This is a genomic window from candidate division WOR-3 bacterium (assembly GCA_039803545.1).
In the GTDB taxonomy this organism is placed as follows: Bacteria; Hydrothermota; Hydrothermia; order UBA1063; family UBA1063; genus UBA1063.
The window spans coordinates 301991-315975 of the sequence record JBDRYS010000001.1; the positions used below are offsets into that span (position 1 = coordinate 301991).

General features: G+C 40.6%; 14 protein-coding genes. 9 read left to right on the forward strand and 5 right to left on the reverse strand.

Features of this window, described 5'->3' with window-relative positions; translation table 11 throughout:
- Positions 1 to 540, forward strand: a complete 540-nt coding sequence (locus ABIM45_01360; protein MEO0238562.1) for a 2-oxoacid:acceptor oxidoreductase family protein — start codon at positions 1 to 3, stop codon at positions 538 to 540.
- On the opposite strand, the gene ABIM45_01365 is transcribed toward ABIM45_01360, so the two are convergent.
- From ABIM45_01365 to ABIM45_01375, 3 genes are read right to left on the reverse strand one after another with little or no spacing between them, the layout of a single operon-like run.
- Complete coding sequence (locus tag ABIM45_01365; protein MEO0238563.1) at positions 537 to 1805, reverse strand: adenylosuccinate synthase; 1269 nt, start codon at positions 1803 to 1805, stop codon at positions 537 to 539. The two genes, ABIM45_01360 and ABIM45_01365, sit on opposite strands and share 4 nt — an antisense overlap.
- Before the next feature lie 15 nt (positions 1806 to 1820).
- Positions 1821 to 2861 carry a tRNA preQ1(34) S-adenosylmethionine ribosyltransferase-isomerase QueA gene (queA, locus tag ABIM45_01370; protein MEO0238564.1) on the reverse strand — a complete coding sequence of 347 codons (1041 nt, stop codon included), beginning with the start codon at positions 2859 to 2861 and terminating at the stop codon, positions 1821 to 1823.
- A 16-nt stretch (positions 2862 to 2877) separates the two neighbouring features.
- On the reverse strand, positions 2878 to 4209 hold the full coding sequence (locus ABIM45_01375) for a DUF4147 domain-containing protein (GenBank protein MEO0238565.1): 1332 nt from the start codon (positions 4207 to 4209) through the stop codon (positions 2878 to 2880).
- 135 nt (positions 4210 to 4344) lie between these two features.
- Here ABIM45_01375 and ABIM45_01380 point away from each other — a divergent pair, with 135 nt between their 5' ends.
- From ABIM45_01380 to ABIM45_01415, 8 genes are all read left to right on the forward strand, one after another.
- Entirely contained in the window at positions 4345 to 5553 is a 1209-nt protein-coding gene (locus tag ABIM45_01380; GenBank protein MEO0238566.1) for a PLP-dependent aminotransferase family protein, read from the forward strand.
- Positions 5554 to 5611: 58 nt separating this feature from the next.
- Positions 5612 to 6502, forward strand: a complete 891-nt coding sequence (locus tag ABIM45_01385) for a T9SS type A sorting domain-containing protein (protein MEO0238567.1) — start codon at positions 5612 to 5614, stop codon at positions 6500 to 6502.
- A gap of 80 nt (positions 6503 to 6582) precedes the next feature.
- Entirely contained in the window at positions 6583 to 7449 is an 867-nt protein-coding gene (locus ABIM45_01390; protein ID MEO0238568.1) for a sugar ABC transporter permease, read from the forward strand.
- Complete coding sequence (locus tag ABIM45_01395) at positions 7446 to 8252, forward strand: carbohydrate ABC transporter permease (GenBank protein MEO0238569.1); 807 nt, start codon at positions 7446 to 7448, stop codon at positions 8250 to 8252. The genes ABIM45_01390 and ABIM45_01395 overlap by 4 nt, the downstream gene beginning before the upstream one ends.
- Before the next feature lie 75 nt (positions 8253 to 8327).
- Positions 8328 to 8783, forward strand: a complete 456-nt coding sequence (locus ABIM45_01400; protein MEO0238570.1) for a PTS sugar transporter subunit IIA — start codon at positions 8328 to 8330, stop codon at positions 8781 to 8783.
- Positions 8783 to 9148 (forward strand): hypothetical protein, encoded by a 366-nt coding sequence (locus ABIM45_01405; GenBank protein ID MEO0238571.1) that lies wholly within the window; start codon positions 8783 to 8785, stop codon positions 9146 to 9148. Before ABIM45_01400 ends, ABIM45_01405 begins: the two co-directional genes overlap by 1 nt.
- A complete protein-coding gene (gene tyrS / locus ABIM45_01410) occupies positions 9145 to 10332 on the forward strand; it encodes a tyrosine--tRNA ligase (protein ID MEO0238572.1) in 1188 nt (395 codons plus the stop codon). The genes ABIM45_01405 and tyrS overlap by 4 nt, the downstream gene beginning before the upstream one ends.
- Positions 10332 to 11438, forward strand: a complete 1107-nt coding sequence (locus tag ABIM45_01415; GenBank protein ID MEO0238573.1) for a glycosyltransferase family 4 protein — start codon at positions 10332 to 10334, stop codon at positions 11436 to 11438. The genes tyrS and ABIM45_01415 overlap by 1 nt, the downstream gene beginning before the upstream one ends.
- Here ABIM45_01415 and ABIM45_01420 read toward each other — a convergent pair.
- Both ABIM45_01420 and ABIM45_01425 read right to left on the reverse strand, forming a co-directional pair.
- Positions 11405 to 12841 carry a radical SAM protein gene (locus ABIM45_01420; protein ID MEO0238574.1) on the reverse strand — a complete coding sequence of 479 codons (1437 nt, stop codon included), beginning with the start codon at positions 12839 to 12841 and terminating at the stop codon, positions 11405 to 11407. The genes ABIM45_01415 and ABIM45_01420 overlap by 34 nt on opposite strands.
- 94 nt (positions 12842 to 12935) lie before the next feature.
- Positions 12936 to 13982 carry a cell division protein FtsZ gene (locus ABIM45_01425; protein ID MEO0238575.1) on the reverse strand — a complete coding sequence of 349 codons (1047 nt, stop codon included), beginning with the start codon at positions 13980 to 13982 and terminating at the stop codon, positions 12936 to 12938.
- Positions 13983 to 13985: the final 3 nt, after the last annotated feature.

Genomic DNA, 13985 nt, shown 5'->3' on the forward strand with positions numbered 1-13985 from the left:
ATGGGAACCTTGCAGGTTAGGTATGCTGGAACTGGAGGGCAGGGTATAATTCTGCTGGGTGTTCTAACCGCAGATGCTGCGGTAAAGGCCGGAAACTATGCGACTCAGGGTTCTTATTACGGTGCTCAGGTTAGAGGTGGTATCACTTCAGCCGATGTGGTTTTGAGTAAAGACTGGGTTGCTTTTCCTTACGTTGAGTATTCCGATATCCTTGTTGCCCTCACCTCGGAGTCGCTAAGTTATTATCTAAAATCTGCCAAGGAAGGGAGTATTATAATTGTAGATGAGATAGTCCTAATTGAGCAAGATGAGGGGGAACTGAAGTCCAAATTTAGATTAGAAAAGATCCCATTTACCAGGTTATGTTACGAGAAATTCAACTCGGGTTTTCTGTTAAACATTGTGGCTTTTGGTTATGTTTCCAGGTATCTAAGGGATTTCTTCACTGAAAAGGAAGCTATCGCAGCCTTAAAAGAAAATGTTCCCGAGAAATATTTTGAAATAGAGGCTGAAGCTTTTAAAGTTGGAGCTTCAATTTAATAGGTTTTTCTGATTAGCTTTTCTCGTTCGGGGCCTACTGAGATATAGTTAATATCAAGTCCTAATTGGCTTTCAATGAATTCAATATACTTTCGGGCATTTTCGTGAAGTTCTTCGTATCTCTCTTCTTTTAAAGAAAGTTCAAAGCCTGCAAATTCTTCGTACACAGGCTCAACGGCTTCTAAATCTTCGGACATTGGAGGGGGTAATTCCATTATTTTACCATCTTTTTTGTATCTTGTAGCTACTTTAACGGGATTCAATCCGCTCAAAACATCGAGCTTTGTCATTACCAAGTGGGTAACTCCATTCATTAGTACAGAATATTTTAGAATTACCAGGTCCAGCCATCCACATCTACGAGGCCTTCCTGTGGTAGCACCAAATTCCTGTCCTTTCTCTCTAATCAGTTCACCTTCTTTATCTTTAATTTCCGTGGGAAATGGGCCTTTGCCAACCCTCGTGGTGTAAGCCTTGAAAACGCCGTAAACTCTTTCGATTTTTTGAGGAGGAAGTCCTGAGAAAACAAGAGCCCCGGATGAAATCGTATGGGAAGAAGTCACGTAGGGGTAGCTCCCGTATATGATATCCAGTAAACTTCCCTGGGCTCCTTCAAAAAGAATTCTCTTGCCTTCTCTTTCCATTTTGTGAATGAATTCAAATCCGTCAGTGGTGAATGGCTTAATGAATTGAGCAAACTCCTTCAAGTCTTCGAGGATTTTTTTATAATCAAAGGGCGGATGGCCAAAGCGTGCTGCGATAATTTGGTTGTTAAAATCGGTAATGTCTTTTACCTTTCTGTTAAGGGTTTTCTCATGAAATAAATCTCCCACCCGTATGGCAATTCTTTGGTATAGGTCTCTGTATGCGTAAGCGATACCCCGCTTTGTGCTTCCAATGCCTCCTCTTGATTCTTCTTCGAGGGCATCTTCTTCTTTGTGAAAGGGGAGAACGATTGTCGCGCGCTCATCTACAAAAAGCCTACCATTTAGTGAACCTGTTAAACTTGAAATTTCTTCAACTTCCTGTTTGAATACATCGGGGTCAATCAAAACACCTGCGGTTATAAGATTCTTTTTTTCAGGCCTTATTATTCCTGACGGAAGTAAATGGAGTACGAGTTTAGTATTATTCACTACAATTGTATGACCTGCGTTAGCTCCCCCCTGGAACCGGCATATAAGATCGTAGTCCTTCGCAATGTAATCAACGAACCTTCCTTTTGCCTCATCGCCCCATTGGAGCCCAATTACAACGTCGGCCATGGTTTAAGTATCAAGTTAAAATGAGGTTTTTTCAATTTCAGGAAGAATCAACATTGCGTCTCCGTAACTTAAAAATCGATAACCTTGCCTTATAGCCTCTTCGTAAGCTTTCAGAACTTTTTCTCTACCTGCAAAGGCACTGACAAGGATGAGAGGGGTCGATTTTGGGAGGTGAAAATTGGTAATAAGCCCGTCTATAACGTCGAATTTAAATCCAGGGTATATGAATAAGTCTGTGTTTCCTCTCAATTTTTGATTGTCAAATTTCCAGGATTCTAATGTACGTACACTGGTGGTTCCACAGGCAATTATTCTATGCCCGTTCCTCTTTGCCTCAATTATGATATTCGCTGAGTCTTCGGGAATCTCGTAATATTCTTCATCCATTTTGTGCTTTGTGACATCTTCCGTTTTGACAGGTTTAAAGGTTCCGGGACCAACATTGAGAATTACGGGCACGATTTTGACACCTTTATCTTTCAGTTCGTTAATCGTCCTTTCGGTGAAGTGGAGGCCAGCTGTTGGTGCGGCTACTGAATATCCCTTTTCAGCGAAAATGGTTTGATAATACTCTTCGTCTTCCTTCTCGGGCTCCCGTTTGATATAGTGTGGCAAAGGAACCTGGCCATAAAGTTCCAGAAGTTGAGTTACATTAATATCTGAGAGAATTTTAAAGATTATTTTTTCGCCTTCCTGGCCCTGGACTATAATTTCGTGGTCTCCAACCACAAAGATTCTTCCGTCTTTAGCCTTTTTTCTGCTGGAGACGAGGGCTTTAAATTCTTTGTCATTAATGTAATTCACAAAGAAAATCTCCAATTTCCCACCAGTGTCCTTAGCGTGCGCAAATAACCTTGCCTTTATCACTTTCGTCTTGTTCACTACAATAACATCACCGGGTTTTAGAAATTTTGGAAGTTCGTAAAAGTGAGAATGAATAATTTCGTCGTCCTTTAAATTTATTACCAAGAGACGAGCTTTGTCTCTCTCTTTCAATGGTTTTTGAGCGATCAACTCAGCTGGCAAATTGTAATCAAAAAGTTCAAGGGAAAGCATTTTTGCCTGCAGTTAATTATAACGTATTAATCGGGTTTTGCTGATTTAACAAAAGGAGGCAATAAACGTCTTTAACATTGATGCCAGTAGGTCCTGTAAGAATTAGATCTTCGATTTTTTTGAAAAAGTTATAAGAGTCGTTTCTCTTCAAATACTTTTCAGGGTCTAAGTTTAGTATTTTTGCCCTTTTCATCGTTTCACTATCACAGATGGCTCCTGCTGCATCTGTTATTCCGTCGATTCCATCGGTACCAAGGGAGGTAAAAACAAAGGTTTTGCTAAATTTTGACATTTCAACGGCCATTCTAAGCACGAGTTCTTGGTTCCTTCCTCCCTTCCCTTTCCCTATAACCTTAAGGTATACTTCACCCCCTGCAACAATGGCTATTGGTTTGTGAGGACTTTGTAAAGTTAATTCCTGTGCTTTTTTAACAAGGATTTGAACCATATTCTCAATATTTAAGTGAAAATCACTGCCAAGGTTAAAAACGGCAAAGCCCAAAGACTTTAAGTAATCTTCTGAGTGGGCGAGAAAGTCAGCATTTTTTAGAATTATGGTGTTTTCAATTTTCCCCTCTGCCAGTTTGCAATCCTTTAATGTTTCAGGAATATCGCCTTTAATTCCTGCGCTGATTACCTCTTTTACGCTTTGAGGCGCCTTATCCCATAGATCATATTTATTTAATACTTCAAGGGCATCAAGAAAGGTTGACGGATCACAGGTGGTAAGGCCTGAGGCGATTAAATCAATTCTATCATTTATGACATCGGACATCAAAAGAGCGTAAGCTTTGTTTTTGAAATAATTTATCAGTTGACCACCCTTAATTTTTGAAAGATGTTTCCTCACTGTGTTAATTTCCTCGATGTTTGCTCCACTTGATAAGAGGAGTTTATTGATGGTTATGAGGTCTTTCAATGGAATTCTTGGGAGTTCAAACATCGACGATCCGCCCCCAGAGACGAGAAAAAGAAGTTTTTCAGGTGGTTTTGTTTTAAGAATGGTAAGGAGATATTCCGCGGATTTGATGCTCGCCCTGTTGGGGTAAGGATGTCCGCCTTTGAAGTACTTTATATTGTTTAACTTTTCGGGTATTTTTACATTTGTAACAAGAATTCCACCTCTTATTTCCGTTGATTTCACAAAGGGCTTTAGCATTGTGTAAGCAGCCTTACCGATGGATACGATATAGGGATTTTCGCCCATTTGGTTTGTGTAATTTTTGAGAATTAAATCTAAGCTGCACCTTTCGAAGGCGTAATTTAACGCTTCAATGAGAACTTTTCTTGCTTCGTATAGGGGAGAGGATATATCATCTCGCAGAAGGGTTGTTTTGTTTTTGATCATATATTAAGGTTAATGCTACTGGCTCGGATGTCAGCTTAAGATTTCTGCGCTTTTACAAAAGCCGTGCTTTTTGATTTGAAAAGACAGATTTTGTGAATTATATTTACTTACAAATGCTTAATCCGAGGAGGTGTCATGAGTTCCCATTTTACAGTTCCCCAATGGGAAAATTTTTTTGCAGAAAGAACGAAGTGGATAAAGAGCAGTATCATAAGAGAGCTTCTGAAGTTTACCCAACAACCTGAAGTAATTTCCTTTGCTGGAGGGCTTCCCGCCCCTGAGCTTTTCCCAATTGAGGCCATAAAAAAAGCCAGTATAGAGCTTCTTGAAAAAGATGGGCAAAAGATGCTTCAATATGGACCCACAGAAGGTTATCCTCTTCTTAATGAGCAAATTGCGAAATATATGGGAAAGATGGGAGTACAGTGTACACCCCAAGAGATCCTTCCTACCAGTGGTTCTCAGCAGGCCCTTGATCTTATCGGGAAAATCTTCATTAATGAGGGAGATCTGATCTTTGTCTCTAAACCCACCTATCTCGGTGCTCTTCAGGCTTTCAATTCTTATGGACCCCAATATATAGGTTCTGTAATGGATGACGATGGGCTTATTCCCGAGGAGGTTGAAAAGGTTCTAAAAAGGCACAAGCCAAAATTTATGTATGTGATCTCTACATTCCATAACCCCGCAGGTGTAACAATGCCTGAAGATAGGAGGAAAAAACTGCTAGAACTTGCTGAAAAGTATGATACATTTATAGTTGAAGATGATCCTTACTCGAGACTCAGGTTCGAAGGTAAGGATATACCCCCGTTGGCGGCCTACTCTCGTGAGAGAGTGATATACCTCGGCACCTTTTCTAAGGTCCTTGCCCCAGGGTTCCGTTTGGGTTGGATAGTAGCTCCAAAGGAGGTCATAGCGAAGCTTGTTCAGGCAAAACAAGGCACTGATCTGCACACCTCCACTTATGTTCAATACCTTGCTGCCCATCTTTGCGCACAGGATCTAATAGAGAGTCATCTTGACAAAATCAGAGAGGTCTACAGAAGAAGGCGGGATATTATGCTTGATGCTATGGAAAAATATTTCCCGAAGGAGGGTTTTCACTGGACCAGACCGCAGGGTGGTCTTTTCCTGTGGGTGATCATGCCGGAAAAGATTGACAGTGTGAAGCTTCTTGAAAAGGCTGTAGAGAGGAAGGTTGCCTTTGTACCCGGGAATGCCTTCTATCCTGATCCCGAAGAGGGTAAAAATACGATGAGACTCAACTTCTCCAATATGAGAGAAGATCTGATTGTTGAAGGTATAAAGAGGCTTGGTGAGCTGTTGAAGGAAGAAGCCTGAAAAATACTTGACAAAACGTATATAAAGCATTATTCTATTTGAAAGAAAGGAGGTGTGTATGAGGAGAGTTTGGTTACTGCTACTTCTGGGAGTAGCAATGGTAAGTGCTGCACCTGTTGTGGATGGAAATGTCGACCCCAATGCCGAAGGGTACATCCTTGTAGCCGAAAATCCTACCAATACAGATAAAGCGGGTGCAGATCTTCTTGCATTTTATTATGCTATTGCTAACGATTCCCTATACCTTGCGATAACAACTCAGAATTCAGCGGCGTGGGATGTTGCTTATGGCTTTGTACTGGATGTAACGGATGGGGGATACACTGGTAATCCAGACAGTAATGTAAAAGACTCATGGGGAAGGCAGCTCTACTTCCCATCCTGGAATCCTGATTACCAGGTATATTTCTGGTATAGTGGTGGGAGCCAATCAATCACTTCCCAAAACCTTAATAGGTATAATAACGGCAGTTGGGACTATAATTTCAGCGGGTTCAATTTTGCAGCAGGCTACGGTGGTGCTTCTGGACTACAAACATTAGAAGTTGCTATTCCTCTTGCTGCGATAGGGAATCCCACTCAAATAAAATCCTGTGCCTATATAGTCGGCGGTGATAACAGCTCTGCTGTGGATATTTTGCCCTATGACTCAACGGTCTTGCTTACTGGTGTTGAGGAATGGACAGATTGGGACACAATTACTACCTATTTTACCCTTAATGTGAGGGAAGGGAATGTAAAGTTTAGTATGCAGCCTATTCTTAATGGCGTAAGAGTAACAGGTTCTGGTAGTTACATCCTTGAAGTTTACACCGTTGATGGCAAAAAGGTTCTCACCAGAAAGGTTACGCTGAATGGACGTGCAGATGTAACCTTCAACCTCAAACCGGGCCTTTACTTAGTAAGGGAAGGGAAACTCGGTACTTCCAAATTTATTGTTGCAAAGTGAGAGATGTTGTAGTTGATTTGGGCGAGGGCGAAGCCCTCGCCCTTTTATTTTGAATGGGAAGGAGTAGTTTAAAAAACTTTTTGTTCGTTTTACCTTTCACTTTAATATTCTTCGTTTTTCTGCTCTTTCCTTTCTTCTACGCTTTGTATTTGAGTTTTTTTAAGGTTACAGACCTTTCGAATATCTTTGCTAACCTTAGGTTCGTAGGTTTGCGGAACTATTTGTATGTCCTTAAGGATAAAGAATTTCTTTACTCCGTATGGCTCTCCCTGAAGTATGGCTTGATGCTAATTCCTTTGAATATCTTTCTCTCCATCACCTTGGCTCTACTCCTTAAAGGTGACCTTAAAATTAATAGGTTGTATCGCACCCTTTTCTTTATGCCCTTCGTTCTTGACGCCTTTGTGGTGGGGGTCGTCTGGACTATCATGTACGCGGGTAGGTATGGACTCCTTGTAAATTTGCTGAAGCCCTTGCTTCCTGCCTCTCTTTATAATACTGGATTTCTTGGAAATCCAAATACCGCGATGTTGGCGGTAGTGGTAGCGATTTGCCTGAAGAACATTGGATTTGGAACGGTTCTTTATACGGCGGCGTTGAATAATATTTCACCAGATATTGAAGATGCAGCCAAGATTGACGGGGCTTCAGGGCTTAAAAAGTTTTTCAAAATCACCTTTCCACTGGTTAGCCATACTACAACCTTTCTTGTGATTACCGGTATTATTGGTGCATTTTCGGCTTTTTCCGAATTTTTTGCAATGACCGGTGGCGGCCCCATAGTCTATAAGTGGGGAGTTCCCCTTGGTGCCACGAAGGTCTCGGGTTATTATCTTTATAATCATATTGCAAATTTAAGGCTCGGGATTGCCTCTGCAACATCTTTCTTGTTGCTTATTCTAACTCTTGCAATTTCAATAATTTATTCGAGGTTGGTTAGAGAATGAAGAGAACGTCTTTCTGGAGATATTTTATTGTAACATTGCTCCTTATAGTGTGCCTTTTTCCGTTTTTCTGGATGCTTATCACATCTCTAAAACCCGAAGGCGAGGCCTTGCTCCTATCTTTGCCTAAGAAAATTACTTTTGAAAATTATAGGAAGATTCTTTTTCAGTATCGTTTTTACAGGTATTTCATTAACAGCCTTATCGTTGCCTTAACATCCGCTATCCTTTCCACTATTCTTGCCTCCCTCGCAGCTTACGCCTTTGCAAAAAAGGAATTTCCTTTCAAAAACTTTCTCTTTTGGTTTTTTATGTCGTCTATGATGGTTCCGGGACTTTTATATGTGATACCTCAATTTCTCATCGTTTATCAGTTTCGCTGGATTAATAGGTACGAAGGCATGATAGTTCCCCATTTGGCAAATGTTTTCGGAATGTTTCTTATCACACAGTTCTTAAAAGACTTGCCCGATTCACTACTTGAGAGTGCGAGGATTGATGGCGCTTCTGAGTTAAAGATCTTTACAAAGATTGTTGTGCCCCTTGCCTTACCTATTATTGCTACTGTGTTTTTACTCAACTTTCAGTTCCATTGGGCCAACTTTTTGTGGCAATTGCTCATAGCTCAAACAGAGTCCATGTACACTGTACCAGTTGGGCTTGCCATGTTTAAGAGTGCCCATGAAGAGGCATATGCTCTAAAGATGGCCGCTTCAACCGTTTCGCTTTTACCAATAATGGTCCTCTTCTTTATTGCCCAGAGATATTTCATTGAAGGAATTACCCAAGGTGCGGTAAAGGAATAAACTTGTGCAGGCTTTATTTGATTTTGTAAGGTTTTGGGATTAAACTATAACGATTGAATTTGAAAGGAGGTAAATATGTTTGCACAACTTTTGAGAGAGGATAGAGTTATAATCGATATGAAGGCAAAAGACAAGGATTCCGCTTTGCAGGAACTCCTTAGCGTCTTGAACCTGAAACCCGAACAGGAAAAACTTGTGCTTGAACAGTTGAAAAAAAGAGAAGCTATCGGTTCGACTGGAGTTGGAAAGGGTGTTGCTATACCTCATGCCAGAAGTGTAGTTGTCGATGATGTCCATTTAGTAGTTGGAGTTTCAAAGGAAGGTATAGATTTCCAGGCCCTCGATGGTAAACCTGTGCATCTATTTTTCCTACTGATAGCACCGCCTCAGGACCTTGGTGCCAGATATCTTATCACCCTTGGCGAAATTGCCAATGTAGTAAGAAAGATCGTATCTTCTAAGGAATACCTGAATTTTGAGACTCCTAAGGAATTGGTAGATTACCTTCTTAAGATATACAGGGAGGGTTAATGGATCCGGTACTTGAGCTACTCATTGCCCTTGAAAGTCTTGACGCACAATTGGATGATTTTGAATCAGAGGATTACATTAAATCCATAAGCATAACCCAAGGGACTGATGAGAATGCGTTTGCGAAGCAGGTGGAAAAGCTCAAAAAATTGAGAGAGGAAATTGTGAAAAAGATACCCGTGCCTGTATTTAAAAGGTATGAAAAGCTTAGAAGCAAGTACGGTAGAGGAGTGGCTCCTGTTATAAATGGTACCTGTTCAAACTGTTTTATGGAATTTCCCTCGGCACTGGTTTCAAGGCCAGTTAAAAATAAGGCATTAGAAACCTGTCCAAACTGTGGAATTTATGTTTATTGGACCAAATGAGGTTAGAAGATCATCTAAGAGTTATAAAGTTCAATACAATAGACCTTTTGCCAGAAGAGGAACTTATTGAGAAATTAAAGACTGGCAGACCCCTCAGAATCAAATACGGTGCGGACCCGTCAAGGCCTGATCTCCATTTAGGTCATTATGTTTGCTTGAAGAAACTTAAGGATTTGCAAGATCTTGGACACCATATAATCTTCATTGTTGGCGATTTTACTGCAATGATCGGAGATCCCTCAGGTCGATCTAAAACGAGGCCGAGACTATCTCGAGAGGAAGTACAGGAAAATTCCAGAACCTATTTTGAACAGGTTTTTAAAGTCCTTGACCCCGAAAAGACGGAGATCAGATACAATTCAGAGTGGCTATCTAAATTAACCGCAATTGACATTATCGAACTGTCGGCTACCTATACTGTGTCAAGAATGCTGGAAAGGGACGATTTCAAGGAGAGATTTAAAAATAACGTCCCGATATCGATTCACGAGTTCCTCTACCCATTGTTCCAGGCTTACGATTCCGTTGCTATCAAAGCGGATATCGAGGTCGGGGGAACTGATCAAAAGTTTAATTTTCTCGTAGGGCGTGAGGTACAGAAAGCTTACGGTCTTGAACCGCAAGTGATTCTAACAGTTCCAATACTTGAAGGTACTGATGGGAAGCTTAAGATGTCGAAGTCCTATGATAATTACATTGGGTTAACAGAACCTCCGTCAGAGATGTTTGGTAAGGTCATGTCCATTCCCGATGAATTGGTCCTAAAATACTACAGACTTGTCCTTTACTACGATGATCAACAGATGAAGGAAGTTGAGAAGAAAATGAGGGAAAATCCAAGAGAGTGTAAAGCCGATTTAGCTGAAAAAATTGTGGAAATTTTCTGGGGAAATAGTGAAGCCAAAAGGGCAAGGGAAGAGTTTGATCGAGTTTTTAAATTAAGAGAAGCACCTGATGAAATACCGGAGTTCAGGATTCCACAGGATGGGATGCCTATCCTTGAGATACTTGCACAGTCCGGAATTGTTTCAAGTAAATCAGAGGTGAGGAGGTTGGTTGCCCAAAGGGCGGTGAAAATTGGAAATAGAGTGGTAGAGAGCGAATTTGAGGTCGTTAAACCCGACGGTAATATCGTTATCAAGGTTGGTAAAAGAAAGTTTTTACGTGTTCTTCCCTTAACCTAATGAAAATTTTGGTAATAAATTGGCAAGACCTGGCCCATCCATTGAGTGGTGGAGCTGAGGTCCATCTTCATCAGTTCTTTTCCTATTTCATTGAAAAGGGGCATTCCGTAACTTTACTCTGCTCATCTTTCAAGGGGCTCAGTGAGTTTGATGAAAGGGACGGTATCCGGATAATAAGAAGAGGAAATAGGTTCTTGTTTAATTTTCTCGTGCCTTTTTATGTGCGGTCTCTATTGAAGAGCGAAGATTTTGATGTCATCGTTGAAGATGTGAACAAAATTCCATTTTTTTTAAGGTTTGTTGTTAAAAAGCCTATAATAGTTGTGACCCATCACTTTTTTGGAAAGGTGATTTTTCAGGAGACCAACCCCATTTTTGGCCTTTATGTGTATCTTTTTGAGAAGTTGTTCTTTAAATTATACAAGGGACTTCCAATAATAACGGTTTCAGAAAGCACCAAGGAGGAAATGGTTAAGCAGGGAATCCCACAAGCCACGGTGAGAGTGGTTTACAATGCGGTAAGACTTGATTTTTTTAAACCGGGTGAAAAGTCGGAAATCCCTTTTATCATTTATCTCGGGAGGCTTAAAAAATACAAGAGGATCGACTTATTCGTAGAAGCCATCAAAGTTTTGAGAGAAAAATACTATGCTGGACCCTTAAGGGTTGAGATTGTGGGGGATGGTGATGCCAGAAAGGACCTCGAAAATCTTGTTAGAAAATATGGACTTGACGATGTAATCAAATTTACCGGTTTTGTTTCAGAAGAGGTTAAAGCAGAAAAATTGCGCTCGGCTTGGCTCATTATTAACACCTCTCCCAAGGAAGGTTGGGGTATTGTAGTAATGGAGGCCCAAGCTTCAGGGACGCCCGCTATTGTCTTTGATTCTCCCGGGCTAAGAGAGGCGGTTAAAAATGGTATTAGTGGATTTGTTGTCCCCTTCGGTGATATTTCCTCACTGGCGGAAAAGGCCTATGAGATTATTACCAAGGATGATCTCCGTGAAAGGCTTTCCGAAGGTGCGAGGAAATGGGCCGAAGAGTTTGATATCGTTGTTTTGAAGGAGAAGTTTTATTCTACTTTTTGGGAACTTCTAAAGTTCTGAAGATCTTTGCAGATACCACAAGCTCTGCAAATTTCTGGATTACAGTAAGGTGTTAAAATCCCCTTTTGGGCCTTTTCCAGTTCCCTTGAAAGAAAGTTTTGGTTAACACCAGAATCTATTCTGTTGAAAGGCAATGACTTTACTGTCCGCTCATCGAATAGCAAATTTTTATAATCGAATATCTTGAGGATATCCTTTCCCTTTAGCAAACTTTCCAACATTGCAAATCCCAGTTCTTCCCCGCCTCTGGAAAAAATAGTTTGAATTAGGGCGCCTTTGTAGTTGCCTATATGCACCTTAACACCTTCCGGGATTTTTAAAAGTCTAAGTCGTTTGTTTAGCTCTTCTTTTTCTATATAGGGCTCGTATTGGAAAGGGGTATGGGGTTTCGGGACAAAAATACTAAAAGTTAACTCAATTTTTCCAGTGAAGTGCTGTCTGATTTGCTCAATTAAACTGTTGGTTTCCTTAATGTCTTCTTCCGTTTCCAAGGGCAAGCCTATCATGAAATACATTTTGAGGTTTTTGAATTTTAAGGCCTCTATTGCTTTTACAAATTCGATTATCTCTCCATTTGTGATTTTTTTGTTGATCCTTTTCCTTAATTGTTCACTTCCCGTTTCTGGTGCGATCGTGATGCTGTTGAGCCCTTTCTTTTTTAAGTGTTCAAGAACATCGATTATTTTAATATCGATTTTTATCGAGGAGGGATTTATGATTTTGAATTTCTGGCTAATATTAATGATTTCTCTGATTTGTGGATGGTCTAAAACCGAACCGCCCACCAATCCAATGTCAGAATTTTCAGGAAATTGTTCAATTATCTCTTTATACTTTTGAACTGGTAACCACCTCGGAGGAAGGTTATTGTAACTTAATAGGCAAAATCGGCACTTTGACGGGCAGCTTCTTGAAAGCTCTACAAGGTTCATTTTGAAGGTGGAATCTGGAGAGTAAAAGGCACTGAAAGATTCGCTTAAATTCAGGTTATTTAAGTATACTCTTTCTCCTTCTTTTTTGTTTTCCATTATAGCCCAGGTTTTTTCCTTAAAGGCCTCGAGGTCAAAATTGTCGAAGTTCTCAACGATTTCAGGTATTATTACTTCGGCCTCTCCGATGCAGAGTAAGTCAAAGAAAGGGAGAAGGGGAAAGGGGTTTGAAGAAACCGCTGCGCCTCCTGCAATTAAAATTGGACGTGTTCTTTTTGAAGAGAGGGGTTCAACTCCTATTTTTGTGATGATCTTTAATGCCTCTAAGTAATTAGGTTCGTAATCTATGGTGAAGAAGAGAAAATCGAAATCCTGAAGTTTGAGGCCAGTTCTCAGTCCTGTTAAGTTTTCAGAAGTAAAAATGTCAGTAAAGAATTCCTTAGAAAGTAGCCGATAAAGGGTATGGACCGCCAAGTTTGAAGTGCAATTAGAAATGGTGCCAGGGAATACAATTGCGCACTTTGTCTCAGAATGTACGAACTTTGTATACCAGGTGATATGTGAAGTGCTATTTCTTATGTTTCCGCACTCCCGGAGGTATTTCGAAGTTTTTCCAATTTGTTTGTTTGCTCGTTATTTTGTCTATGACCTCATCCGTTGTTCTCTTTCCAGTGGTTCCGATTAAATAGATTTCCGCGTAGGAGTCTACTCGATTGTCCCCTTCCTTCTGAAGCCCGTATTTAATGGGGGCTTTCTCAGGAAGATGGGCTCTTATTTTGTCAAGAATTTCTCGGAAGTGGTTCATTGTGAGCTCGCCGTTACTTTTAATATTTATTAGGGCACCTTTAACATCACTTATAGTAACCCCTGTAAGTAGAGGATTAAAAACGACGCTCTCTATAGCCTTATCCACATCCTCTGGCTTTTCTGCAATACCTTTGGCAAAATATCCAAGTCCCCCTCTTGAAATTAAAGATTTAAGGTCGTTAAAATCTACATTAACATCGCTGGCCTCTTGGACAATACTTATAATTGATTCTACGCAGTTCTTAACTACCCGGTCTACAAGGTCAAAGGCATCTTTTACACTCGATTCCATGCTTACGAGTTCTGAGATCACGTTGTTGTCTATAATTACCATGGTGTTTAGGTATTTTTCCATTTCCGCGATGGCTTTGAATGCTACATCTTTTTTGCCCTCGGCTTCAAAGGGCAGGGTAAAGACGCCAACGGTAAGTATATTTTTCTCTCTTGCGTATTTGGCAATGACTGGTGATGCTCCTGAGCCTGTCCCATTTCCAAGACCTGCAACAAGAATCAGTAAATCTGCATTTTGAATTTTTAAGAGGATTTCATGAATAGACTCTTCTGCTGCCTTCTTCCCAAGGTCTGGATCTGCCCCGGCGCCTCCTCCTCTCGTAACCGTCTTTCCAATTGTGATGAGGTGATGTGCTCGATGTCTTGAAATCGCCTGACTGTCTGTATTCAATATAATTGTCTCGCAGCCAAGCCCACTTAAATAAATTTTTTGAACAATATTACCTCCTGCCCCTCCAACCCCTACTACTTTTATTTTAAAGCTCGTCATGTCGTTCTTTTTATAGGCCGTAATCATAGA

Bases quoted from the DNA above. Each gene is read 5' to 3' on its own strand.
- ABIM45_01360 (MEO0238562.1), top strand. From the start codon at position 1: ATGGGAACCTTGCAGGTTAGGTATGCTGGAACTGGAGGGCAGGGTATA.
- ABIM45_01365 (MEO0238563.1), bottom strand. From the start codon at position 1,805: ATGGCCGACGTTGTAATTGGGCTCCAATGGGGCGATGAGGCAAAAGGA.
- queA (MEO0238564.1), bottom strand. From the start codon at position 2,861: ATGCTTTCCCTTGAACTTTTTGATTACAATTTGCCAGCTGAGTTGATC.
- ABIM45_01375 (MEO0238565.1), bottom strand. From the start codon at position 4,209: ATGATCAAAAACAAAACAACCCTTCTGCGAGATGATATATCCTCTCCC.
- ABIM45_01380 (MEO0238566.1), top strand. From the start codon at position 4,345: ATGAGTTCCCATTTTACAGTTCCCCAATGGGAAAATTTTTTTGCAGAA.
- ABIM45_01385 (MEO0238567.1), top strand. From the start codon at position 5,612: ATGAGGAGAGTTTGGTTACTGCTACTTCTGGGAGTAGCAATGGTAAGT.
- ABIM45_01395 (MEO0238569.1), top strand. From the start codon at position 7,446: ATGAAGAGAACGTCTTTCTGGAGATATTTTATTGTAACATTGCTCCTT.
- ABIM45_01400 (MEO0238570.1), top strand. From the start codon at position 8,328: ATGTTTGCACAACTTTTGAGAGAGGATAGAGTTATAATCGATATGAAG.
- ABIM45_01405 (MEO0238571.1), top strand. From the start codon at position 8,783: ATGGATCCGGTACTTGAGCTACTCATTGCCCTTGAAAGTCTTGACGCA.
- tyrS (MEO0238572.1), top strand. From the start codon at position 9,145: ATGAGGTTAGAAGATCATCTAAGAGTTATAAAGTTCAATACAATAGAC.
- ABIM45_01415 (MEO0238573.1), top strand. From the start codon at position 10,332: ATGAAAATTTTGGTAATAAATTGGCAAGACCTGGCCCATCCATTGAGT.
- ABIM45_01425 (MEO0238575.1), bottom strand. From the start codon at position 13,982: ATGATTACGGCCTATAAAAAGAACGACATGACGAGCTTTAAAATAAAA.